Genomic DNA, 22,503 nt, shown 5'->3' on the forward strand with positions numbered 1-22,503 from the left:
TCTACAATGAGTCGCCTTATGCGTTTGCAATTCCTTGATTTAGATGGTACCCACATGGCTATGATCATTCCTCCACGTCTCAGCTGGCGAGCATTCCTTCCGAAGCACTGGGGAGCGTGGCTCATTATTGCGTTTTTATTCACATTAAGTTTATTACCCACCCGACTATCATGGTGGTTAGGGCGATGTATCGGCCGATTAGCTAAGCGGTTACTCAAATCCCGGCGACATATTGCCCAGCGTAATTTGAAGTTATGCTTTCCCGACGCTTCAGAACAGCAGTTAACGCAATGGGTTGATGAAACATTTGAACGCTTCGGTCTGGCCATTATAGATACCGCTACAGCTTGGTTTTGGCCACAAAAACGCTTTGCTAAATATATGCATGTGGAAGGCGGTAATTATCTACACAAACTTCGTGAAGAGGATCCTAAAGGGGGAATACTAGTCATCAGTATGCATTTTTATACACTCGAATGGCACGCTCGAATGTATGGCACTATCGATCCTGGTGTTGGGGTCTATCGACCGAACTCCAATCCGGTTTATGAGCACTTTCAACATCGCGCTCGGGTTCGTTGTAACCACTATTTAGTCAATCGCAGCGATTTTCGCGGCATGATCAAAGCATTGCGTCAAGGCGAAGCACTGTGGTATGCCCCCGATCATGACTATGGCAGTCATAAATCGTCCGTCTTTGTCCCTTTTTTCGCGGTACCCAAAGCATCAACCGTCACTGGGACCAGTGCGTTAGCAAAAGTACCTGGCGTACGCCTTCTGATTAGTTACACGCGACGTCATACAGACCGCCCTGGCTATACCTTAGTTATCAAACCACTAGAAGGTAATTATCCAAGCGGAGATATCACCACCGATGCAGCGCTGGTCAATCAGCACATTGAGACCGCTATTAAAGAACAGATCCCTGAGTATATGTGGATCCACCGACGCTTTAAATCTCGCCCGGAGGGTGAACCATCCGTTTATTAAGCCCAGTGTTAACGAGTGCTTTGCTTGTTTGATACAAAGAAACACACAGCTAAACCGAGCACTCAAAGATCTGAGCCCAGATCTGCACAATGCTAGCCATTCCGGCAACGAGTTCGGGAGCAAGTTTCTCTCTTGCGAACATCTCACGATGTGCTTGCAAGGCTTGTCGGTGGCTCTCATTACGAAGGGCTAAATACGTTTCAGTGAGCTGTTTAGCTTGCGTATCGGTTAACAATCCACAAGTCTGGGCTTGTTCAAAAATACGGACATTATCAGGCCAGCGCGTGAGTTGAGGATATTGATGGCTATGCGCTAAGACCAGCTGTTGGGCGATAAACTCAATATCGACCATACCGCCAACGGTCTGTTTGAGATCAACTTGTTGCTGATCAGAGCGATCTAAATGCTGACGCATTTTTTCACGCATCGAGAGAATATTCTCATTGAGCTCGTTGATGTCACGTGGGCGGCTTAATAATTCATGTCGTAAGCTGTCAAATATACTTTCAAGCGCACCATCCCCTTCAATAATTCGGCTTCGAACCAACGCTTGATGCTCCCATGTCCACGCTTGTTGACGTTGATAATCACGATAAGCAGACCATGAGCTGACCAACAATCCGGCATTTCCTGAAGGGCGAAGCCGCATGTCCACCTCATATAAGATGCCCGCACGACTGCGGGTTTGAAATAGATGCATGATGCGCTGCGCTAATCGTAAGTAGAACTGCTTACTGTCGATAACTTTGGGCCCGCTGGTTGAGGCATAACTATCGCAATTATGGATAAACACTAAATCAAGATCCGAGCCATACCCTAGTTCAATCCCGCCCAACTTGCCATAGCCGATAATCGCAAAGCCACGCTGCAAGTTAGTCGCATCAATGCCATCGGGATACCCATAACGATCGATCATCTGTTGCCACGCCAGTTCGACCACTTGGACACAAAGCGCCTGCGCTAATTCAGTTAAGCGATCACTTACTTTCATCACAGGCAAAGCGCCAGCGCTATCAGCGGCGGCAATTCGCAAAATTTGGATCTGCTTAAATTGACGTAGTGCATCAATTTGTTGCTCAAGATCATCAGGGGCAATACGCAGCATAAATTGCGATAATTGCTGCGCATACGTTTCATCTGGATAAACTTGATAGAGGATTTGCGGGTCGAGCAGTTCATCGAGCAGCATCGGATAGAGGCTCAGTTGTTCTGCAACCAATTTGCTGGCATCACACAGTTTCAACAACTGCTTCAATGCACCTGGGTTTTCCAACAAGAGTTGTAAATAGGCGCTTCGAGAAAGGATCTGACTTAAAAGCTTAAATAGTCGGCTAGCCAACTGTTCCGCAGCTGGATAAGCAAGGATCATCGGGAGTAATCGTGGCATAAGTTGGTCCAAGGTCTGTTGGCCTTTTTCACCGAAGACGCGACGCTGCACTTGATGGCGAAACTCACGCACTAAACCAATAAACTCCGCGGATACATCTAAATCAGCATGGTTATCATCATCATCGACCTGCCAAAGCGCTTCAAACTGACTATCCAATGGATGTTGTTCTGGCAATGGGTGGCCAAATAAGTCATCAAAGCACCTACTTACTTGCTGCAATACCGCGTGGATCTGCTGTTCTGCCTCAGCCCAGCTGGTGTATCCCATTACCCAAGCCAAACGACACTGGGCCAAAGGGTCTTGCGGCAAACTCTGCGTTTGCTGATCGTGGAACTCTTGCAGATAATTTTCGACGCGACGTAAAAATAGATAGCTATCAGCTAAACAGCGATGTTGTAAGGGTGTAAGAATATTTTCGAGGGTTAGCTGCTTGAGTGCCACCAATAATGAGCGTTGCTGCAAGCTGACAAATCGTCCCCCCCATATGAGTTGCTGTGCTTGCACAATAAATTCTATTTCGCGAATGCCTCCACGGCCTAGTTTGATATGACCAGACAGCTTACGCCTCCGTACTTCAGCTAAAATCATTGATTTCATGCGTCGCAATGAATCCACCACACCAAAATCGATATAACGCCGATAAACAAAGGGCCGGAGCATTGTTTGCAACTGGATATCAGCATCTTCATCATTGATGCAACGAACCTTGACCATGGCATATCGCTCCCAGTCTCGACCATGGTTTTGATAATAATCTTCCAGCGCCGTGTGACTCACCGCCAGTGGCCCCGAATCGCCAAAGGGGCGCAGACGCATATCCACCCGAAACACAAACCCATCAGCCGTTGTTTGCCCTAGCAATTGAATCAGCTGCTGACCTAAGCGAATAAAATATTGTTGATTGGCAAGCTGACGACGTCCACCTTGGGTGTGACCTTGATGCGGGTAGCTAAAAATGAGATCGATATCGGATGAAAAGTTGAGCTCCCCTCCACCGAGTTTCCCCATCGCCAGAACAGTCATGTTTTGAGGATTATTCTGCGCATCCGATGCAATGCCATAAACAGGCTGTAAGTTGTGCACCAACCATTTTATGGCCGTTTGAATGGCGCAATCGGCAAATTGTGACAGCCACTGGATACTTTGCTCGACGCTTATTTGCCCCGACAGTTCAAGCCAAGCGATGCGCGTAAAAACCTGCTGACGACGCTCTCGCAAGGCGCATTTCACTGCAACTTCATCCAATTCAAGAAGTTGTTGCTGCCATAAGGGCGCATTCAGCAACGTCGGCAGTTGTTCGCTCAATGACGTATCTAACAACTCGAAAAGCCATTGAGGATGACGGACACATTGCTCAAAGAGATAATCACTGGCTGCTAATATCGCTAGCGCCTGCGCTTTTTGTAATGCAGACAAACGCGTTGCATCAACAAGTTGCGCAAGACGCTCCGTACCTAGGGCATAAAGCTCAGGCCAGCGCTCAAGTTGCGCAATCATGCCGAGCACTTCGCTCATTTTGTTTCGTCTGGCTCTTGACTAATGCGAAAAGCTAACGCTAATTGACCAAGTTCTCGACCTTGATGCTCAATCATTTGCGCTGTTTCAGCCAATTCATCAATGACCGTTACACTTCCTTGGATCAACTCTTTTACCTGGATCAGGTTTTGATCCATCTGCAAGGCCACCGCACTTTGCTGTTCAGAGGCGGTTGCAATTTGGCTATTCATATCTGTAATTTTTTGTACTTGGGTGACAATTTGCTCTAATCCATCTCCCGCGGCACTGACCTGCTCAACGCTTTGTTCCGCATACTCAACACTCGCTTTCATCAATTGCCCAGCATCACGAGCACTGACTTGCAGCTGCTCAATCATTTTATGAATTTCCACTGTCGCATTTTGGGTTCGCTGCGCTAGATTTCTCACTTCATCGGCAACGACCGCAAAACCACGCCCGTGTTCACCGGCACGAGCCGCTTCAATAGCAGCATTTAGTGCTAACAAATTGGTTTGTTCAGAAATGCTATTAATTGTATCGACAACACTGCCGATAGACACAACCCGCTCTTCTACTTGCTTCACGGCTTGAGTTGAACGATCAATATTTTGTGCCAGTAAACTGATTGTCTTAATACTTTGAGTGACATCATTGTTGCCTTGATGGGCTAACTTATTGGCTTCCTGTGTTGCGAGTGCTGCTTGTTCAGCATTATCAGCTACATTATGGACAGTTGCGGCAACTTCACTCATGGCTGAGGCAAGCTGCTCAATTTGGGAAAATTCCTCTTGGGTCGCATCTTTGGTTTCATCCATACACAGCGCCATTTGCTCGGCGAGATCGAGCAACTGCTCAGTGGTTTTACGCTGCTCAGTAAAAACTTTGACTAAATCTATTCGAGTATCATTGGCTGCCCGTTCAATACTGCCAAACTCATCACGACTGCCCATCATGTTGGGAACAGTAAAGTCTTTATTGGCCATCAGACGAAGTTGTTGACGCAAAAGCTCAACTTGTTTAATCAACACCCTCGCTGCAGCCATCAATAACGCGATAAAACCTACAGCGACGATCACCGTAACAATTAAACTGCGCTGCCAAAACTGGGAGACAACATGACTATCGGCATTAAGCGAATGTTGCATCACTAATTGCTGACCATTATTCAATGGCACAACATAGGTGAGAAAATCTGCAGCTTGTACTACTTTTCCGGCTTCGGGGATGGTTGCTGGCGGTTGCCCTGCGAGGGCTTGACCATTGGCATCAACAATCGCCACTTGATAGTGAACATTCGCTTGGATCATTGTTTGTAAAAAGCCATTATCCCCTTGATGCTGGTCGGCTAACTGCGCTAGTTGACGCGCTTCGGTGACCATATTGTGCGATTGGATATTGTTCACATCTTGGGTCACTAAATAACCGTCAAAGAACAGTTTTGCCACTAACACAATGAGACTGCTAACAATCATTAGGTAAATTTTATGCTTAAGACTAATGTGCGTAATGAGCCGTTCCCATTGCGATAACATCGCTTGTTTCATCTAAAATAGTCCTTTCCAAAGAGGCATTGATTCGATGAGTTTAGTGTGCACTCGCATACACTAATAACAACTCATCGACGTTTACCTGCTAAACTTGAGCAACATCGTTGTTATGTTCACTCACTTAGATTGTCGGTCTTGTTTGCTTAGCTTCACGCAATATTTTGTAAATGCAAGCAAACGACATCCAATGTCTGAAGATTGATGTGATTACATTTAATGTGTTGTTTTTAAATGTTTATTTAACGCACTCTAGCGCTAAAAGACACTGCCATAAAGTGTACACCTAACACGCGAAAGAGCCCGAAAATAACAGGTTCATTTATTTTGAACTGCACCATTATCACCTAGCAAGTTTACAATAAAAAAACAAAAAAAGCGGCCTCGTAGCCGCCTTATCTAGTCAACATGTGACACCATTAACAACTTTATAAACTAGGGCGTTGACACCTAATACATTGTTCTAACTAATTTTTAATTATTAAAAATGCCAATAATCATCGCGGGCCAATGCTTCGGTTCGAGTAAATTCCATCGCATCAGTAATGGAGGCTTGTTTACGTTTTAACCATTTACGAACTTTTTTGACATCCTCTTCGTGCTCACTCAGATTACGGGCAAGCTCGGCAATAGGTTCTAACAAGCGCAAGTCTTCAATACCACCGAGTAAATCAAGCCAAAGTAAGCGAAACTCATCTCGAGCTTTGGGATCAAATAATGCACCAAGGCAATTACCAACCATTAAATTACGTCGTAACCGCCCTGCCATACGTGTGTATTGGGCTAAATCGATAGACGCTAGCGCAAATTCCGATTGGCGCAGATCCTGCCAACTTTGCTCTAGGGTACGGCTGGCAAAATCAACCAGTTCTTGTGGCTGTTTGGGTTGGATAGTCCCACCTTGATAAATCCATAGTGCCATATTGAGTATTAACGCATTATAACGAGCACTACCAATAAATTGCATCATCTGCTCAGCATCGGGTAACAAAGCTAAACGCTGATCAAGCTTTTTACGCACCACGCGGCGGTTACTGAGCTTACGAATAAACTTGCCTTGTTCATCGAGTAGACTACGGATGTGGGTGGCCTCATCTAACCAATCAAACTGGCGAACTAGCCACAACAATTCACTATGCCACGGGCAGTCAAAATTTAGCACCTCTTGGTATAGGTTCAAAATTTGATGCATCAATCGGGCAGCTTGCTTGATCTCAAATAAGGCACGTAATTGGGAAGATTCAATAAATATTTGTTGATGACGTTGCCAATGAGCTAATGCATATTCAATACTGTGATTGAATGCGTCTAAGAGTGAATTCTGTGGAGTTAACGGGACGAACCCCAATCGGGCTGGTTGCTCATTAGGAAGCCCGTCAGCCAACGCATAGCCGCGCTTGGCCTTACTGGTTGAGGCCAGTAACAACCCATCAAGTTGTGCGAGCTGCTGAGCCAGATAAAATAACTGCCCCACATCCCCTTTAATCAACTCTAATTCTAATTCGTGGATCGGTTCCCTGCGCTCATCAGCCTCTAGTTCCCCTCGATCTAAGGCCACTTCAATCAACGTTTCATTGTCAAGATCGACCAGCCAAGTCGTACGCTCGAAGTCTGTGACAAAAATCGGCAATAAAGCTTGCTCGAGAGTATCAAGTGACACATCTGCGGGCCAGTCCAACTGTTCAAAGCGACTCAATTGTGGCCGTTGGCCATCAATCACTTGATTATATTCAGGGCGTTCATTAAGACCACCGACCGTGCGTCCAGCGGTTTTGAGTGTCTGAACATTTTTTTCGTCGCCGCTACGGATACGTAACCCCATACGCCAACGCCGCAATTGACGATCATTGGTATCAAAATAAACGCTACGTAAATGACGAACCTCATGTTGGAGTATGGAAAATTCGTCTAAAATTCTATGAAGTTTTGCCAAACAATCATCTGGGGTATAAAACTTCAGTTCGATTTCACTGTTCATAGCTTATCTGTTGCAGGGTTCATAAAAAATCGCAATGGTGCAGCATACCATACTCTATGAACGATTGGCCTAACACAGGTTATTATTTATTGACGAGCGCCTAAAAGATGGGAAAAACAGGTGAAATAATAAATTGCTGTACACTTGTATCCACCACGGCAACATAAATAATTATAATGAAATATATCAGCAATATTCCGTGAGCCAATAGCGCAAGAATCTACTTGCATGAGATTGGATATCGGTTAACATTCGCGGCGCTAGAATAGACGTTAGGAAAGATGATGCCCAATACGTTACTTGGTTTATTTGCTAAATCACCCATTAAACCGTTAGAAGAACATATCAGTAAAGTTCACCAATGCTGTGAAAACTTGATCCCTTTTTTTGAAGCAGTTTTTGCCGATGATTGGGAACGTGCTGTCATATATCGTAAAAATATCAATCAACTTGAAAAAGAGGCGGATACTTTAAAACGAAATATTCGTTTGAACTTACCCGGTGGAATTTTCATGCCTGTTGAGCGATCTGATCTGCTTGAGTTATTAACTCATCAAGATCGCATCGCGAATAAAGCAAAAGATATCAGTGGCCGGGTTGTAGGTCGTCAGTTGTATGTTCCCAAAGAGCTACATGGCGATTTTTTACCTTACTTACAGCGTTGCCTTGATGCAACCGCCAAAGCCCAAGAAGCGATCCACGAATTCGACGATTTACTGGAAACAGGCTTTAGAGGCCGCGAAGTTGATCTCGTGAGCAAGCTAGTCGCTGAACTAGATCAAATAGAAGACGACACAGACAATATGCAAATTGGTCTGCGTCTTAAACTTCGCCAGTTGGAGTCACAATTAAATCCAGTTGATGTCATGTTTTTATACCACATGATCGAAAAAGTCGGGGAACTCGCCGATCAAGCCCTCCGCGTTGGCGCTCGTATGGAATTGATGATTTTCCGCGCTTAAAATTTTAATTCAGGTTCTACAATTATGGATATAATTGCCAATCACGGCACCATATTGGTGGCAATTGCCGCTTTATTTGGTTTTATTATGGCATGGGGCATTGGTGCGAATGATGTTGCCAACGCTATGGGAACATCCGTCGGTTCAGGTGTATTAACCATCCGTAACGCGGTGTTTATTGCAATGATCTTTGAATTCTCTGGGGCTTATTTAGCCGGAGGTGAGGTCACCAATACAGTACGTAAAGGAATTATCGATCCAACTCTGTTTTCTCATGATCCGCAAATCATGGTCTATGGCATGATCGCCTCATTGCTTGCAGCGGGTGCATGGTTGTTAATTGCTTCTTATAAAGGTTGGCCAGTTTCAACGACGCATTCAATCGTCGGGGCAATTATCGGCTTTGCCTGTGTTTCATCTGGTCCGCAGACAGTCGAATGGTCAAAGCTATCCAGTATTATCGGTAGTTGGATCATTACCCCAATCATCGCAGGGGGGCTCTCTTATCTCTTGTTTACCAGTGCTCAACTACTTATTTTTAACAACGAAAACCCAATCCGTGCGGCTAAGCGCTATGTCCCAGGTTATATGTTTTTAGCCGGATTTGTGCTCGCTTTAGTCACCATTAAAAAAGGACTAAGTCATATCGGTCTGAATATCAACAGCGTGGATGGGTATCTATTAGCAATAGGGATTGGGCTATTTATTGCCACCATCGGGCGTGTAATGATCAATCGCTTACATATTGATCCAGATTCTGACAAGCAAATGCATTATACCAATGTCGAAAAGATCTTTGGCATTTTAATGATTATGACTGCTTGTTGTATGGCTTTTGCACATGGCTCTAATGATGTTGCCAACGCCATCGGTCCATTGGCCGCTGTGGTCAGTATTATTAACCATGATGGTATTATTGGTGCTAAAGCACAGATCGCTTGGTGGATTTTGCCATTAGGTGGATTAGGTATTGTGACAGGTCTTGCGGTATGGGGGCATCATGTCATTGCAACTGTCGGCAAAGGCATTACGCACTTAACCCCCAGCCGTGGTTTTGCCGCTGAGCTATCCGCGGCATCCACCGTGGTTATTGCCTCTGGAACGGGCCTACCTATCTCCACAACTCAAACATTAGTTGGCGCTATTTTAGGGGTGGGGATGGCTCGCGGAATTGGCGCGCTTAATCTTGGCATTATTCGCAAAATTGTTGTGTCGTGGATTATCACTTTACCTGCTGGCGCGGCATTTTCAGTAATTTTCTTCTATATTCTAAAAGCCTGTTTTCAATAACAGCTCAGTTGAGTCAATAACTTGAGTGCTGCAAGAGAAACCTGCAGCGCTTTCATCGCTTGATGGTTGAGCCTATCCAAGGAAAGACTTACACTTAAACTCTCTTACCTTTTGATGACAACGAAAACGAGATAGCTTGTGAGATACAAACTACTGCTTTCAGTCTTGGTTACAGGACTCAGTTTCAGCGCTTTTGCAGCGCAGCGTTATGTAACTAATGACTTATTTATTTATATGCACTCAGGACCTGGGAATAACTATCGTATTGTCGGGACAGCCAATGCGGGCGAAAAAGTCAATGAACTGGAGTTTGATAAAGACAGTCAGTTTGCCCATATCAAATTGCTTGATTCAGGCAAAGACGGCTGGATCGCGGCGGACAAATTGAGCAGCACGCCCAGCGTACAAACTCGCCTTGAGCAATCGCAGCAACAATTGCAATCCACACAGCAAAAATTAAAGACGCTAGAGACAGCGTCACAACAAGGTGCCAATAGCAGCGCTAAAGAAATCGAACAGTTAAAGCAGCAGTTGGCTGCCGAGAAAAATCAAACGACACAACTAACCAGTAAACTCTCAAATTTATTGGTCAGCAATAAAAAGCTATCAAGCCAATTGAGTAATATTCAACAAAACGTGCAGATGCAATGGTTATTACGCGGTGGTCTTATCGCGGTGGTCGGTTTAATCATCGGTCTAGTCGTCCCCTATCTACCACGGCGGCGAAAACGAAATGCCGATCGCTGGATGTAACATCAACTGGCAGTTGGAGTTGTCCTGCAACTCCAACTGTTCAATTTAGCTAATTCAATAGACACACTCGCTACTCGCTCTCTCTTTGTTAATAACGCATTCCAAATAATTCGACGTAACACGTTCATCTATATCAGTTAAAATAACAAAAGTGCTCATTTGCCCATTAGTTTCATGGACTTTAACGCTACAGTAATAGACTGGATAGCCGGCTCGATAAAAGTGTGAAACCACGCAACTAATTCGCTGTTATTCGCCCCTAACATACTGAACAACTACTGGCTTAGCCACCATCCTATTCCTGTTGTAAGGGGCTTATAATGTTTAAAAGTAAAAAGTTGGTAACTGTCGCAGCTGCATTGGCAGGCCTACTATTTGGTCTAGATATCGGCATTATTGCAGGGGCGCTACCTTTTATCAGCCAAGATTGGCAACTCAGTATTGCTCAACAAGAGTGGATTGTGAGTACCATGATGTTGGGAGCAACGCTGGGCTCCATTGCTAATAGTTGGCTTTCCTCACGGCTAGGGCGTAAGTTCAGCCTACTTTGGGGAGGGATCCTGTTTGCAGTGGGAACATTAGGCTGCGCTTTTTCAATCAATATTCATATGATGTTAATCTTTCGAGTCATTCAGGGATTTTCAATCGGCATTGCATCTTACGCCGCTCCACTTTATCTCTCTGAAATGTCCGACAAAGCCGTCCGTGGGAAAAAAATAGCCATGTATCAGGTTATGGTCAATGTCGGGATTGTCTTGGCGTTTTTGTCGGATACCTTCTTTAGTTTATTCGATAGTTGGCGCGCGATGTTTGCAGTATTGGTCATTCCAGCGGCTATATTAATCATCGCAGTATGGATGATGCCGAAAAGTCCTCGCTGGCTAGCTGCCAAAGGACGGATGAGCGAGGCTAAAACAATTTTGTTATCGCTGCGTCAATCAGAACGTGAAGCCCATCAAGAATTCCAAGACATTGTTGCGAGTCTTAAAGTAAAAGAATCTGGTTTTCAACTATTTAAAGCCAACAAAAACTTTCGTCGCAGCGTGACGCTGGGTATCGCCTTGCAGTTTATGCAACAATTCACTGGGATGAATATTCTGATGTATTACGCTCCAACCATCTTCAAAATGGCGGGGTTTGCAAGCCATATGCAGCAAATGATCAGTACTATATTCGTCGGATTAGCGTTTGTCATTGCCACCAGTTTAGTATCGCAAGTCGTTGATACTTGGGGACGAAAACCCGCATTGAAAATTGGATTTGCGATTATGGGCGCTGGCATGTTCTGCTTAGGTCTATTGTTGGAAATGATCCACAATGGCGATCACAACCCACTATTCGGTTATCTATCTGTAGTTATGGCTATTGTATGTATCGTCGGTTATGCCATGAGCGCAGCCCCGATGGTGTGGATCTTATGTTCTGAAATTCAGCCGTTAAAAGGCCGTGATTTTGGGGTGGCCTGCTCCACAACAATGAACTGGGTTTCGAACATGGTTCTAGGCGCCACTTTCTTAAGCTTGCTCAATGGCATCGGCACGGGTAACACTTTTTGGTTATATGCTGGGTTAAACATCATATTTATTGGTGTCACCATATTATTTGTCCCTGAAACCAAAGGCATCGAACTCGAGCACATCGAAGCAAACTTAATGCACGGTAAAAAATTACGCGATCTCGGCGTTACCGAGGCAAACATTGACAACGCAACACTTTCAATCAACTAAATCAGTGGTGCGCTAACTGCTACTGACGCCAATCCTGCAGGGCCTTTTGCTTAAGCAATTGGCCCTTAAAGCGAAAAAATGTTTCATTATAGCGAATAAGCACAATGGTTAACCCCAAATAGTGATCGCCCTGATAAAGCGTTTTCCCATTTAATTGGATATAGCTCATAGTCGGATCGGATGAATACACGTGGGCATTGTAAACAAATGCTGGGATCTGCTTTTTGAGATCAACAGGAAGCTCATCAAAGGCCACCGCATCAGCATAATTGGTTGGCAACTGACGACCTGCTTTAGCTGGCGTTGCCGCAATATCGACTGCACTTACAGAAGTTCGGGAGACGTTATTGAGGAGGGGTTTCGGAATCTGATGTAAAGCTTGCTCTCGCAGTGCCACGAGGTTAACAGACTTTGGGTGTAATTCGGGTAACGCTTGCAACTGCGGTGCACCAATCATTTGCCCGTGAGCCAGTTGCATCGTTGCTGGCGCCCAATGAGACTTAAACCAAGCCCCGCAAAAGAGTGCGCTAGCGATCACAACGGCGCTGCCAAGTACCCATATTAGCCAACCACGCCCAGTCATTAACCTAAAGGAACGAGCACCGCTCATGAATGACTCTCCTGTAAACTTGGCTGTTCAGGATGAACAATATGCTGCAATAACAGCCACGTATAGGGCCCCATTACCCCATCGACCGGCATTTGATAACGTTTTTGAAAGTCGCTTACTTGTTGACGCAGCGCTTCATTATAGATTGAGGTAGGAGCTCGCTTTGTCTCACTGAGTAAGTTTAACGTCTGACTTAACTGCGCCACTGCGGGCCCTTTGCTTCCCTGTTTCAATGGTAAAGAGCCACCAGCTGGTGGTTGCCACAGCAATACATAATCACCCTGCCAATGTTGTTTAAACCAATCAGACGTAACCTGCAGTTGTTGGTTGGCTAACCACAAGATCAACTGAGAACCTTGCTGATAGCGCAGTAGTGCATAACCGATATGACCTTGATAATCGAGTGATACAACCGCAGGCGTATTCCATTTCAGCAATTGGGCTAGACTTGCCTGCCCTTGAAGGCATTGCAATCCAACCGCGTCACTTAACGAGCAATGCACTTGGGTAAAAGGCACTTGATAGCCCCATACCGCGAATAAACGTTGCAACGAGATGACGGGCTGATCGGCAGATTGAATCAACGCGATCCATTGCTGCTGATGCGCTTGGCGGGTCTTGTCAAAAAGAAGCTGTGCATGCGAATCAACTCGCCTTGGGGTAAGATGCCATCCTAATCCCGCCGCTCCAACCGCCACCAACAACAGCCACACGGCTACTTGAAAAGAACGGCTAAGCAAGGGTTGAGTCACCGTCAATTCAAGTTCCATGCTACTTTGGTGCAAAACCGCTAAGCTCACTTGAGACTCGCCATTATTGTAGGCACCTAGCAAGGCTCTATCACATAGCAAGTTGATTAGCCGCGCGACCCCACCAGTTAAGCGATAAATACAGGCAATCGCTCGGCGACTAAACAACGTTTGATGACAATCAACCACTGCTAACCGATAGTGAATATACTCGCGTGTCTGTTCGAGACTAAAAGGGAGAAGTTGATAACGCGCCGTGATCCGCTGAGAAATTTGCCGCATCGCGCGCTGACGGAGCATCAATTGCAATTCCGGCTGGCCTACCAATACAATACGCAGCAGCTTTTGTGTATCCGTTTCCAAATTAGTTAACAGTCTTAACAGCTCTAAGGCATCCATACTCAACTGCTGCGCTTCATCAACTAACAATAGGGATTTTCCCCCTTGCTGATGCCAATTTAACAGAAACTGTGACAAGCGATCCGTCAACATTTTCATTCCCGCATTAGCAGGATAATCGATCGCAAAGCCATCACACACCGCCCCAAGAAGCTCAACACCGCTGAGTTGGGGATTAAGCAGCGATGCGACTTTGGTGTGTTCATCTAAATCACGCAGCAGTGTTCGTGCCAACGTCGTCTTACCGGTTCCCACCTCACCAGTTAACAACACAAACCCGCCAGTATCCTCCAGCCCATATCGGAGATGGGCGAGCGCTTCTCGATGACGATCACTAATAAACAAAAACGCTGGATTCGGTGCAATTGAGAATGGATTTTCACGCATCGCAAAATAGTTATGATACAAGCGCCTAATCTTCCCCTGATAAACCGTTTAAAGGCTGTATAATACCGATCTCAACATGAAGTGGGAGTTTTTTGTGCAAATTTATCTAGTCGGTGGAGCAGTCCGAGATAAACGCTTAGGGTTAGCCGTCAATGATCGTGATTATGTCGTGGTAGGTGCAACTGCCGAGCAGATGAAAGCACAAGGATTTAACCAAGTTGGGAAGTCCTTTCCGGTATTTCTACATCCCGACACAGGGGATGAGTATGCCCTCGCGCGCACCGAACGAAAAACGGGTAGTGGGTATACTGGTTTTCAATGTGAATTTGGCCCTGAGATCAGCCTAGAAACTGACCTGCAACGCCGCGATCTCACCATTAACGCGATGGCCGAAGATAAAAATGGCCGCTTAATTGACCCTTATGGTGGTTTGATTGACCTAGAACTGCGGCAACTGCGCCACGTTTCATCAGCGTTTAGTGAAGACCCTCTGCGAGTTCTGAGAGTTGCCCGCTTCGCCGCTCGATTCGCTCATTTAGGATTTCGTATTGCTGATGAAACACTATTGTTAATGAGCCAAATGGCAGGCTCTGGTGAACTCACTAGCCTCACCTCTGAGCGCGTCTATCAAGAAATGGAAAAAGCACTCACTAGCGACTCCCCTCAAGTCTTTTTTGAAGTTTTGCGTCAATGCGGGGCCTTGGCCGTGATCTTGCCTGAGCTTGATGCTTTATTTGGTATCCCTGCGCCTGTGTATTGGCATCCAGAAATTGATAGTGGCGTACACACCTTAATGGTGCTAGAACAGGCCGCGCGCTTAAGTCACTGCAGCGAAGTGCGCTTTGCCGCACTTTGTCATGACCTTGGTAAAGCAGCCACCCCCAAAAGCAATTGGCCCAGTCATCGTGGCCATGACCTCTTAGGCGGGGCCATCATTGATAAGCTTTGCGAGCGATTAACAGTTCCCAATAATAGCCGCCATTTAGCACTATTAGCTTGCCGTTGGCATATCATTATCCACAAGCAAGCCGAACAAAGTGATGAACAGCTATTAATGATGTTCGATAGCTGTGATGTGTGGCGCAAACCCGCGCGCTTTAGCCAGATTCTCAGTGTCTGTCAGGCTGATATTCGTGGGCGTCTTCATCACACTGAAGATGATTATCCACAAGCACAGATATTAATGGACATGTTCAGCGAACTACGCCAAATCCAAGTTCAACCGATTGTTCAAGCAGGGTTTAAAGGCTCAGCTATTCGAGAGCAACTGCGGGCACAACGCTTACAATGTTTAGCTAAGCTACGCGCACAACACCCCTATTAACCACGTCTGATTAGTGGTCATAACAAGGATACAAAGAGTATCCTCCCCCTCTCTATAGATCATTTATTCGTCATATTTCATATTCTTAGATACTTTTAGAATATGGTTACAAAAATACTTGCTAAGCGACTTAATTACAGTAAATTCGCGCAAAATTAACCTAAGATAAAGTTACTACGATGACTCAACTAGTTGGCTGGCGTGAATGGGTCGCTCTACCGGCTATTGGCTGCGAACCAATAAAAGCGAAAGTAGATACAGGGGCTCGCACCTCTTGTTTACACGCTTTTGCGCTCGAGCCATTTAAACATGCGCAACAACTATGGGTAAAAATTGGGATCCATCCGCATCAAAATAGCCAAGAAGAGTTTTGGTTCAATGCTCCGGTGGTTGATCAGCGAGTAGTCAAAGATTCAGGTGGACACGTCGAAAAGCGTTATGTCATTCAAACCCAAGCACAGGTCGGTACATTACTTTGGCCAATTGAAATCACGCTCACCAATCGTGATCGAATGCAGTTCCGCATGCTTTTAGGGCGAAACGCTCTCGCGGGGCATTTTCAAGTGGATCCACAAGCATCTTATTTACAAGGAATACCGGCATGAAGATTGCCATTTTATCGCGTAATCCGGGATTATATTCAACTCGGCGCTTAGTGGAAGCGGCCACCAGTCGAGGTCACCAAGCCGATGTCATTGATGTACTCAAATGCTATATGAATATCAATGCCCAAGAGCCGTCTATTCATATGTTGGGACAAGCCTTACCCTCTTATGATGCGGTCATCCCACGAATTGGCGCTTCAGTGACCTTTTATGGAACCGCGGTCTTACGCCAGTTTGAAACGATGGGTGTGTATGCGATTAGTGAATCAGTCGCTATCACGCGCTCGCGGGATAAACTGCGTTCATTACAATTACTCTCGCGTAAAGGCATTGGCCTGCCAACAACAGGTTTTGCCAATAAACCCGTGGATATTCCTGATCTACTCACCATGGTTGGTGGTGCGCCTTGCGTCATCAAGCTGCTCGAAGGGACTCAAGGCATTGGGGTCGTGTTGGCCGAAACCCGTAAAGCAGCAGAAAGTGTGATTGAAGCCTTTATGGGTCTTAAAGCCAATATTATGGTCCAAGAATACATCAAAGAAGCTGGTGGGGCAGATATTCGCTGTTTTGTCATCGGCGATAAAGTGATTGCGGCGATGAAACGCCAAGCTGCACCTGGGGAATTTCGCTCCAATTTACATCGTGGTGGCGTTGCATCCGTGGTCAAACTAACTCCCATTGAGCGACAAACTGCCGTCAAGGCGGCGCAAATCATGGGACTTAATGTGGCGGGTGTTGATCTGTTACGTTCACAAAAAGGACCGATGGTGATGGAAGTTAACTCATCCCCTGGACTTGAAGGCATAGAAAGCGCCACGGGGATTGATGTGGCCAGCAAGATTATTCGGTTTATCGAAAGTAGTCGCCGCCCGCAAATTCGTCAGGCTCGAATACGGGGCCAATCAAAGCCCCAATAAAGTCGATTATTTAGTTTCTTATGAGTGGTTCGCCAGCCCTAACGCACGCCTCATCCACTGCAGTTTTAGTGGTGAAAGCCTATCACTGATCGACATTCCCATCCCGCGCAGCAGTTTTTTAGCGGGATGGGCGCCGGCAAAGAGCTGCTTAAAAAACTCCATGGCAGCGATCATGACCATCGCATCCGCTTTTCGCTCACGCTCCCAAGCTCTTAATAAACGATGTTTGCCAAGATCATCACCTTTAGCAGCCAATGTTTTTATCGTCATGGCTAACGCCTGTACATCGGCAAAACCTAAATTCACACCTTGTCCTGCCAACGGGTGAATAGTATGCGCGGCATCGCCAACGAGCACGAAGCGATCACCGGCAAATTGCCGGGCATAGCGCATCCGTAATGGAAAAGCTTGCAGTTCGCTCACCCGCGTCGATATACCAAGTTTTTGATCAAACGCAACCATAAGCTCATGGTTAAACTGCTCCAAGGACATCTGTTGCAACGCTTGCGCCCGGGCTTGGGGCAACGACCACACAATCGAACACTGATGAGGATCGCTCAGCGGCAAAAAAGCTAACGGCCCATCAGCGCTAAAGACTTGCCGAGCGCATTCTTGATGAGGTAGCTCAGTATGAATCGAAGCAACCAGCGCATGATGCTGATAGTCCCAAAAAGTCACAGGCACATCGCACTGCTGACGCAGCCAAGAATGAGCGCCGTCGGCCCCCACCACTAACTGAGCACTCACCATCCCAAAGCGCTCGAATTGCAACCAAGCTTCACGTTGGCCGCGTTCAAGTTGCTGGCAACGCTCATCAATAATCGTTACGTTTGCTTGCCCGCAAACTTGTTGCCATAAACCATCCCGAATGATCTCATTTTCTATAATGTGACCGAGGTTCGAAAGCATGGCCTGCTGACAATCAAAATCAATTTTCGCAAAGCTGTCTTTTTCCCAAACATGCATTTTTTTATAGGGTTGGACGCGTTGTTCCATCAATGCCGACCACACCCCAAGCTCATCTAAAAACTGCGCACTGGCGGGGCTAATAGCACTCACTCGCAGTGAAAAATCTCGCTCGTTGGCTAATGGTTTAGGAATGGATGGCTCAACAACAGCGAGCGACAGAGGGCTATCAGCCAGCGCCCGAGCCAAAGCTAGGCCAACCATGCCGCCCCCTAAAATAACGATGTCAAAGGTGTTCATTACTTCCTCTCAATTAACTGATAGTGAGCACGATCCGGCATTAGCGACTCACTTAGGACAGATGACTCGATGATGAAAGAATATTTAAATTCGCCATATGGGCACGCCCCTCGTCTCACGCCTATGCGGCAGCCATCATGTTTTAGGTCATTGCGTATAGCCAAGCGTCTGGCGCACCAGTTTCGACTTTAAACTCGCCGAATGTTGCATTAATAATAATCCAATATTACGTGGGATCACGCTGAGCTTATCGGTACTGGCAAAACCCAGCGCTAATGCACTAGTTAATCCAACGGTTGTCTCTATGTCTTGACAGCGCTGCGTTTGATAACGATTTAAAAGCGCAAACTCGCCGGGATCATCAGCTAAAACCATGAGTTCTGCGAGCGTTGCAGCATCGCGGATCCCCAGATTAAATCCTTGCCCTGCGATAGGATGCAAACTGTGCGCAGCGTTGCCAATAATAACGCTACGCTGAGCAAACACGCGCTGACGCTGAGTTAAAATCAGCGGATAACCCGAGCGTTGACCAACGCGCTGAAAATGCCCGACTCGATAGCCAAATGCTTTTTGCAACCCCGCTAAGAATTCTTCATCGCCGACATTAAGCCAATGTTGCTGCTGGCTGCGTGGGACACACCACACCAGCGACCAGCGTTGCTCTTGCATTGGTAATAAAGCGACTGGCCCATGCGGGGTAAACCGCTCATAAGCATGATGTTGATGGGGGTTAGGACAAGCGACATTAGCAATAATGGCACTTTGGCCAAAATCTAACAGCTGGCTATTTAAGCGCATCTGCTGCGCCACTTGTGAGTGGCTCCCATCGGCGCCAACCAATAGTTTGCCAGTAATCACTCGATTGTCAGATAATTTAACCTGTATCGACGCAGTGCTTGCCTGCACCTTAGCGACTGTCGCCGGACAAAAAAGAGTGACATGATTAAGCTGGCTCAACGCTTGATGCAATTGCTCGCCTGCATGACTGAGCTCAATGACTGCACCCAGCTCACTTAAACCATACTCCTTGGCATGCATATCAACGTGCCCAAAATGGCCGCGATCAGAAACATGGATCTGCTGAATAAATTCGCTAAAAGGAGCTAGCTGAGACCAGAAGTTACATCCTTGATAGACACTGATACTGCCAGCAGAGAGCGCAATCGCGCGGCCATCAAACCCGGGATGCTTCCCATAATTAAGCGGTTGAGCTTCAATCAAAGCAACTCGCAGTGGCATTTTGTGGTGCACTTTCGCATAACGGCTCAGCAACAACGCTAACGTGGCGCCAGTCATCCCTGCGCCACAAATTAAAACATCAAAATCATCAGTATCCATGTGTTACCGTATTAGTGCAAAGTCGGTGAAGACGAGTGCGTTGCGAGTAGCGCATAATGATTAAAACAGGCCATAGAGCCAACACGAACATACTCAAACACTTCAAAGAAGGCCTGTTCATTGATCTCATCTTCACTATCAAATTCAAGTGATAATTGTGCAATCTGATTAAAATCGTTGATCAGCTCTTGGATTTCATCGGGGGCTTTACTGAGTTCTTGACAAACGAGGGCAAAACCAACTAAAAAATTTTGTACCCATTGCGCCATGGCTTCACTGCGCTCATCAAGCGGATCGTTATCCCCAGGAATAAATGGATAAAAAATAAACTGATTATCACGATACAACGATTCGCTCACCTCAATTAGTTTCTCAATTTTCTTTTGCAAGGCTCTGGGAAGTGCAAAACCATCATTAAATAGATCGTTTAAATGCACCGGCCAACTTTGATCGTCCACGGGCAATCCACCCGCCAGCAAGCCACACAATAAACCGTGAACCTCCGCGGGAGTGGCCATCACGTCATGTTTGGATAAAAGCTCGCCAAAGTTGGCGTAATCAGGATAGGTCAATTCTTTCACGATGTTAGCCTATATGCTCAATGGAGCTATGATCCTATCACTGCTGACGCATTTGCACTATGTTACATCGGCACAAAAATTCAGGATATTGCTCAATTGAACAACAAACAGTTATCCAAACTGGGTCATAGACTTGCAACCACCTCCATCGCGCTATATAGTCAGCGCAATTAACCTTGATCGGACCATCAAGATGAGTAAAGCAGTCGATATCCTACTCTTAGGAAAAAATTATCGCGTTGCTTGTCCTGAAGGACAAGAACATGCCTTGCATGAGGCCGTATCAGTACTCGCGGCTCGTCTTGATGAAGCGAAGTCGAAAAGTGCAGCCAACAACGAACATTTAGCCATGATGGCTGCGCTGAATCTCAGTTATGAACTTCTATCTGAAAAACATAAAAATACAGAGTATACTCAAAGTATGGATGAACGAATCAAGTCGTTGCAACGTACAATTGAGCAAGCTTTATTGGAAAATAGTTCAATAAAACGTTAAACTTTTAATACCTGGGGTGAGCGTCGGTTGGTTACTCCTCTGCCGATATTTTGATACGAGGGATATACTTTACTGCTATTGTGCATGCTCAGAGCTTACTGAGAAGCCTACGGTGGATAAATTTATAACCCGCCTTGAACTTTTCGGTTCAAGGGAAAAACTCGACAGCGCCACCCTGGGTACCTCTATCGTTCACCACTGCTTCCGATTATCTATCACCATCATCAGATAAATCTTACCTACATTGCTGATAATCGCTGATGAGCATTACACTGCTATCCGTTACAATGTGACGGCAATCACACATACTCTCATCTTTGGAGGTTAGCTCTGAACAAAGCTGCACTGAGTGCCTTTTGGGTACTTTTAGTCTCAACACATGTGATGGCATTTGAGATTAAAGATGCTGATCTACAAAAAAAGGGTTATGCCGGAGAGGCAGAAGCTGGAGTGAACCTCTCGACGGGGAATTCCGATACCTCTAGTGGTCATGGCCGTTTAGTGATGGATTTTTTCTATGGAAAGTGGCGACACAATACTGATTTTGAAGCAAACTATGCGAAAGATTCAGGAAAAGTAAGCGCTGAGCGCTACTACGCCAGCTATAAGATCAATCGCGATTGGAACCAAAACCGCTACACCTACGGCTTAATTACCTATGAAAATGACCGTTTTAATGGCCTAGATAATACTTTGACCACATCATTAGGTTACGGTTACCAAGCCTTTAGTCGAGATACTCAGACCATGGATATTGAAATCGGTCCGGGTTGGCGACACAATGAATCCAGTGCGAGTCAAAACGAAGCCATTTTTCATATTGGATTAGATTATCTCTGGAATATTAGTGCCAGTGCCGCTTTTCACCAAACCTTTTCAAGTGATATCGGCAATACCAATACCATGAGTCGCTCGGTCAGCTCTTTGACCAATAATATTTGGGGGCCATTGGCATTAAAAACGAGCGTGACATTGACTCATCAAACCACACCGACAAATGATGATGATCCAACGCCTAAACATCTTGATACTGTGACAGCAATCACACTGCTTTATAGCTTCTGAGTGAATAGTTGCAATGAGTTTGCAATAATCACTCTCTCACTTTTTCGAGAATTCGCGTTATGTCCGAATCGAGCTGCCAACATCTGCGCCAAACCATTCGTCATCAAACTCGTGAGAGACGCCGTGCGCTCTTAGATACACAGCAACAACAGGCAGCAACAGCTGTGTGCTCACGGTTTACTGCGCATCCAAATTTTGCCAACACTCATGCCATTGCACTGTATTTAAGTGTCGATGGTGAACTATCAACAGCACCGCTCATTGAAGCTTGTTGGCAAGCTAAAAAACAGCTCTACCTTCCCGTTTTACATCCTTTTTGTAAAGGTCATTTGTTATTTCAACGCTATCAACCCCACACGACCATAGTCACCAATCGACTCGGTATCAACGAACCTCAGTTAAACTGCTCTGAGGTACATCCTGTCAATCAACTGGATATGGTGATCACGCCATTGGTCGCATTTGATCGACAAGGCAATCGGCTCGGCATGGGCGGCGGCTTCTATGATCGCACCTTTTCGCATCTAGGGTCCCATGTGCAGCGAGTCGGTATTGCCCATGACTTGCAATGCTACCCCAAACTTCCCACGGCTATTTGGGATCAACCATTAAACCGTATATTCACGCCATCAGAGCTCTTTGAATGGCCAGCTAAAAGCGTATAATACTTATACAAGCTAACTAGAGAAGCCACT

Annotated in this window: 19 protein-coding genes and 1 other RNA gene; 12 read left to right on the forward strand and 8 right to left on the reverse strand. The window is 45.9% G+C overall.

The genetic code is table 11. The features are described 5' to 3' along the window. Positions 1-18 precede the first annotated feature (18 nt). Complete coding sequence (gene lpxL / locus ABUE30_RS15920; protein WP_408624824.1) at positions 19-990, forward strand: LpxL/LpxP family Kdo(2)-lipid IV(A) lauroyl/palmitoleoyl acyltransferase; 972 nt, start codon at positions 19-21, stop codon at positions 988-990. A 49-nt stretch (positions 991-1,039) separates the two neighbouring features. On the opposite strand, the gene glnE is transcribed toward lpxL, so the two are convergent. The 3 genes from glnE to ABUE30_RS15935 form a co-directional block, all read right to left on the reverse strand. Next, positions 1,040-3,895 (reverse strand): bifunctional [glutamate--ammonia ligase]-adenylyl-L-tyrosine phosphorylase/[glutamate--ammonia-ligase] adenylyltransferase, encoded by a 2,856-nt coding sequence (gene glnE, locus ABUE30_RS15925; RefSeq protein WP_408624825.1) that lies wholly within the window; start codon positions 3,893-3,895, stop codon positions 1,040-1,042. Beyond that, complete coding sequence (locus ABUE30_RS15930; protein WP_408624826.1) at positions 3,892-5,421, reverse strand: methyl-accepting chemotaxis protein; 1,530 nt, start codon at positions 5,419-5,421, stop codon at positions 3,892-3,894. Before ABUE30_RS15930 ends, glnE begins: the two co-directional genes overlap by 4 nt. A gap of 481 nt (positions 5,422-5,902) precedes the next feature. Then, positions 5,903-7,399 carry a CYTH and CHAD domain-containing protein gene (locus ABUE30_RS15935; protein ID WP_408624827.1) on the reverse strand — a complete coding sequence of 499 codons (1,497 nt, stop codon included), beginning with the start codon at positions 7,397-7,399 and terminating at the stop codon, positions 5,903-5,905. Between the two features lie 281 nt (positions 7,400-7,680). Between ABUE30_RS15935 and ABUE30_RS15940 the strand changes: the two genes are divergently transcribed. The 4 genes from ABUE30_RS15940 to ABUE30_RS15955 all read left to right on the forward strand — a co-directional run bounded on the left by ABUE30_RS15940 (position 7,681) and on the right by ABUE30_RS15955 (position 12,131). After that, on the forward strand, positions 7,681-8,361 hold the full coding sequence (locus tag ABUE30_RS15940; protein WP_408624828.1) for a TIGR00153 family protein: 681 nt from the start codon (positions 7,681-7,683) through the stop codon (positions 8,359-8,361). A gap of 24 nt (positions 8,362-8,385) precedes the next feature. Then, entirely contained in the window at positions 8,386-9,651 is a 1,266-nt protein-coding gene (locus ABUE30_RS15945; RefSeq protein WP_408624829.1) for an inorganic phosphate transporter, read from the forward strand. Positions 9,652-9,789: 138 nt separating this feature from the next. Beyond that, positions 9,790-10,404, forward strand: coding sequence for a TIGR04211 family SH3 domain-containing protein (locus ABUE30_RS15950; protein ID WP_408624830.1), 615 nt, complete (start codon positions 9,790-9,792; stop codon positions 10,402-10,404). A gap of 320 nt (positions 10,405-10,724) precedes the next feature. Further along, the gene (locus ABUE30_RS15955) at positions 10,725-12,131 is read left to right on the forward strand and encodes a sugar porter family MFS transporter (protein WP_408624831.1); all 1,407 of its coding nucleotides are present in this window, start codon (positions 10,725-10,727) and stop codon (positions 12,129-12,131) included. A gap of 19 nt (positions 12,132-12,150) precedes the next feature. Here the strand turns inward: ABUE30_RS15955 and ABUE30_RS15960 are convergent, their stop codons facing one another. Continuing rightward, positions 12,151-12,741: a general secretion pathway protein GspB gene (locus ABUE30_RS15960; RefSeq protein ID WP_408624832.1), complete on the reverse strand. Its 591-nt coding sequence runs from the start codon at positions 12,739-12,741 to the stop codon at positions 12,151-12,153. Beyond that, positions 12,738-14,297, reverse strand: coding sequence for an AAA family ATPase (locus ABUE30_RS15965; RefSeq protein WP_408624833.1), 1,560 nt, complete (start codon positions 14,295-14,297; stop codon positions 12,738-12,740). Before ABUE30_RS15965 ends, ABUE30_RS15960 begins: the two co-directional genes overlap by 4 nt. 73 nt (positions 14,298-14,370) lie before the next feature. Here ABUE30_RS15965 and ABUE30_RS15970 point away from each other — a divergent pair, with 73 nt between their 5' ends. The 3 genes from ABUE30_RS15970 to rimK all read left to right on the forward strand — a co-directional run bounded on the left by ABUE30_RS15970 (position 14,371) and on the right by rimK (position 17,122). Continuing rightward, positions 14,371-15,600 (forward strand): multifunctional CCA addition/repair protein, encoded by a 1,230-nt coding sequence (locus ABUE30_RS15970; protein WP_408624834.1) that lies wholly within the window; start codon positions 14,371-14,373, stop codon positions 15,598-15,600. A 179-nt stretch (positions 15,601-15,779) separates the two neighbouring features. Further along, positions 15,780-16,205, forward strand: coding sequence for an ATP-dependent zinc protease family protein (locus ABUE30_RS15975; protein WP_408624835.1), 426 nt, complete (start codon positions 15,780-15,782; stop codon positions 16,203-16,205). After that, entirely contained in the window at positions 16,202-17,122 is a 921-nt protein-coding gene (gene rimK, locus ABUE30_RS15980; protein ID WP_408624836.1) for a 30S ribosomal protein S6--L-glutamate ligase, read from the forward strand. The genes ABUE30_RS15975 and rimK overlap by 4 nt, the downstream gene beginning before the upstream one ends. Positions 17,123-17,140: 18 nt before the next feature. Here the strand turns inward: rimK and ABUE30_RS15985 are convergent, their stop codons facing one another. From ABUE30_RS15985 to ABUE30_RS15995, 3 genes are all read right to left on the reverse strand, one after another. Continuing rightward, positions 17,141-18,328, reverse strand: a complete 1,188-nt coding sequence (locus ABUE30_RS15985) for an FAD-dependent monooxygenase (protein WP_408624837.1) — start codon at positions 18,326-18,328, stop codon at positions 17,141-17,143. A 147-nt stretch (positions 18,329-18,475) separates the two neighbouring features. Further along, a complete protein-coding gene (ubiH, locus tag ABUE30_RS15990) occupies positions 18,476-19,666 on the reverse strand; it encodes a 2-octaprenyl-6-methoxyphenyl hydroxylase (RefSeq protein ID WP_408624838.1) in 1,191 nt (396 codons plus the stop codon). Between the two features lie 11 nt (positions 19,667-19,677). Next, the gene (locus ABUE30_RS15995) at positions 19,678-20,247 is read right to left on the reverse strand and encodes a UPF0149 family protein (RefSeq protein ID WP_408624839.1); all 570 of its coding nucleotides are present in this window, start codon (positions 20,245-20,247) and stop codon (positions 19,678-19,680) included. A gap of 193 nt (positions 20,248-20,440) precedes the next feature. On the opposite strand from ABUE30_RS15995, the gene zapA reads away from it, so the two are divergent. The 4 genes from zapA (at position 20,441) to ABUE30_RS16015 (ending at position 22,473) form a co-directional block, all read left to right on the forward strand. Next, positions 20,441-20,743, forward strand: coding sequence for a cell division protein ZapA (gene zapA / locus ABUE30_RS16000; RefSeq protein WP_408624840.1), 303 nt, complete (start codon positions 20,441-20,443; stop codon positions 20,741-20,743). Between the two features lie 5 nt (positions 20,744-20,748). Continuing rightward, a non-coding RNA gene (gene ssrS, locus ABUE30_RS16005) (6S RNA) lies at positions 20,749-20,929 on the forward strand. 198 nt (positions 20,930-21,127) lie between these two features. Then, complete coding sequence (locus ABUE30_RS16010; protein WP_408624841.1) at positions 21,128-21,808, forward strand: DUF481 domain-containing protein; 681 nt, start codon at positions 21,128-21,130, stop codon at positions 21,806-21,808. 59 nt (positions 21,809-21,867) lie between these two features. Continuing rightward, positions 21,868-22,473, forward strand: a complete 606-nt coding sequence (locus ABUE30_RS16015) for a 5-formyltetrahydrofolate cyclo-ligase (RefSeq protein WP_408624842.1) — start codon at positions 21,868-21,870, stop codon at positions 22,471-22,473. Positions 22,474-22,503 lie beyond the last annotated feature (30 nt).

This window comes from Celerinatantimonas yamalensis (genome assembly GCF_046054155.1).
Taxonomy (GTDB): Bacteria; Pseudomonadota; Gammaproteobacteria; order Enterobacterales; family Celerinatantimonadaceae; genus Celerinatantimonas; species Celerinatantimonas yamalensis.

Excerpts from the sequence above, each read along its gene's own strand:
- lpxL (WP_408624824.1), top strand. The coding sequence starts at position 19 with ATGCGTTTGCAATTCCTTGATTTAGATGGTACCCACATGGCTATGATC.
- glnE (WP_408624825.1), bottom strand. The coding sequence starts at position 3,895 with ATGAGCGAAGTGCTCGGCATGATTGCGCAACTTGAGCGCTGGCCTGAG.
- ABUE30_RS15930 (WP_408624826.1), bottom strand. The coding sequence starts at position 5,421 with ATGAAACAAGCGATGTTATCGCAATGGGAACGGCTCATTACGCACATT.
- ABUE30_RS15935 (WP_408624827.1), bottom strand. The coding sequence starts at position 7,399 with ATGAACAGTGAAATCGAACTGAAGTTTTATACCCCAGATGATTGTTTG.
- ABUE30_RS15940 (WP_408624828.1), top strand. The coding sequence starts at position 7,681 with ATGATGCCCAATACGTTACTTGGTTTATTTGCTAAATCACCCATTAAA.
- ABUE30_RS15945 (WP_408624829.1), top strand. The coding sequence starts at position 8,386 with ATGGATATAATTGCCAATCACGGCACCATATTGGTGGCAATTGCCGCT.
- ABUE30_RS15955 (WP_408624831.1), top strand. The coding sequence starts at position 10,725 with ATGTTTAAAAGTAAAAAGTTGGTAACTGTCGCAGCTGCATTGGCAGGC.
- ABUE30_RS15960 (WP_408624832.1), bottom strand. The coding sequence starts at position 12,741 with ATGAGCGGTGCTCGTTCCTTTAGGTTAATGACTGGGCGTGGTTGGCTA.
- ABUE30_RS15975 (WP_408624835.1), top strand. The coding sequence starts at position 15,780 with ATGACTCAACTAGTTGGCTGGCGTGAATGGGTCGCTCTACCGGCTATT.
- rimK (WP_408624836.1), top strand. The coding sequence starts at position 16,202 with ATGAAGATTGCCATTTTATCGCGTAATCCGGGATTATATTCAACTCGG.
- ABUE30_RS15985 (WP_408624837.1), bottom strand. The coding sequence starts at position 18,328 with ATGAACACCTTTGACATCGTTATTTTAGGGGGCGGCATGGTTGGCCTA.
- ubiH (WP_408624838.1), bottom strand. The coding sequence starts at position 19,666 with ATGGATACTGATGATTTTGATGTTTTAATTTGTGGCGCAGGGATGACT.
- zapA (WP_408624840.1), top strand. The coding sequence starts at position 20,441 with ATGAGTAAAGCAGTCGATATCCTACTCTTAGGAAAAAATTATCGCGTT.
- ABUE30_RS16010 (WP_408624841.1), top strand. The coding sequence starts at position 21,128 with ATGGCATTTGAGATTAAAGATGCTGATCTACAAAAAAAGGGTTATGCC.
- ABUE30_RS16015 (WP_408624842.1), top strand. The coding sequence starts at position 21,868 with ATGTCCGAATCGAGCTGCCAACATCTGCGCCAAACCATTCGTCATCAA.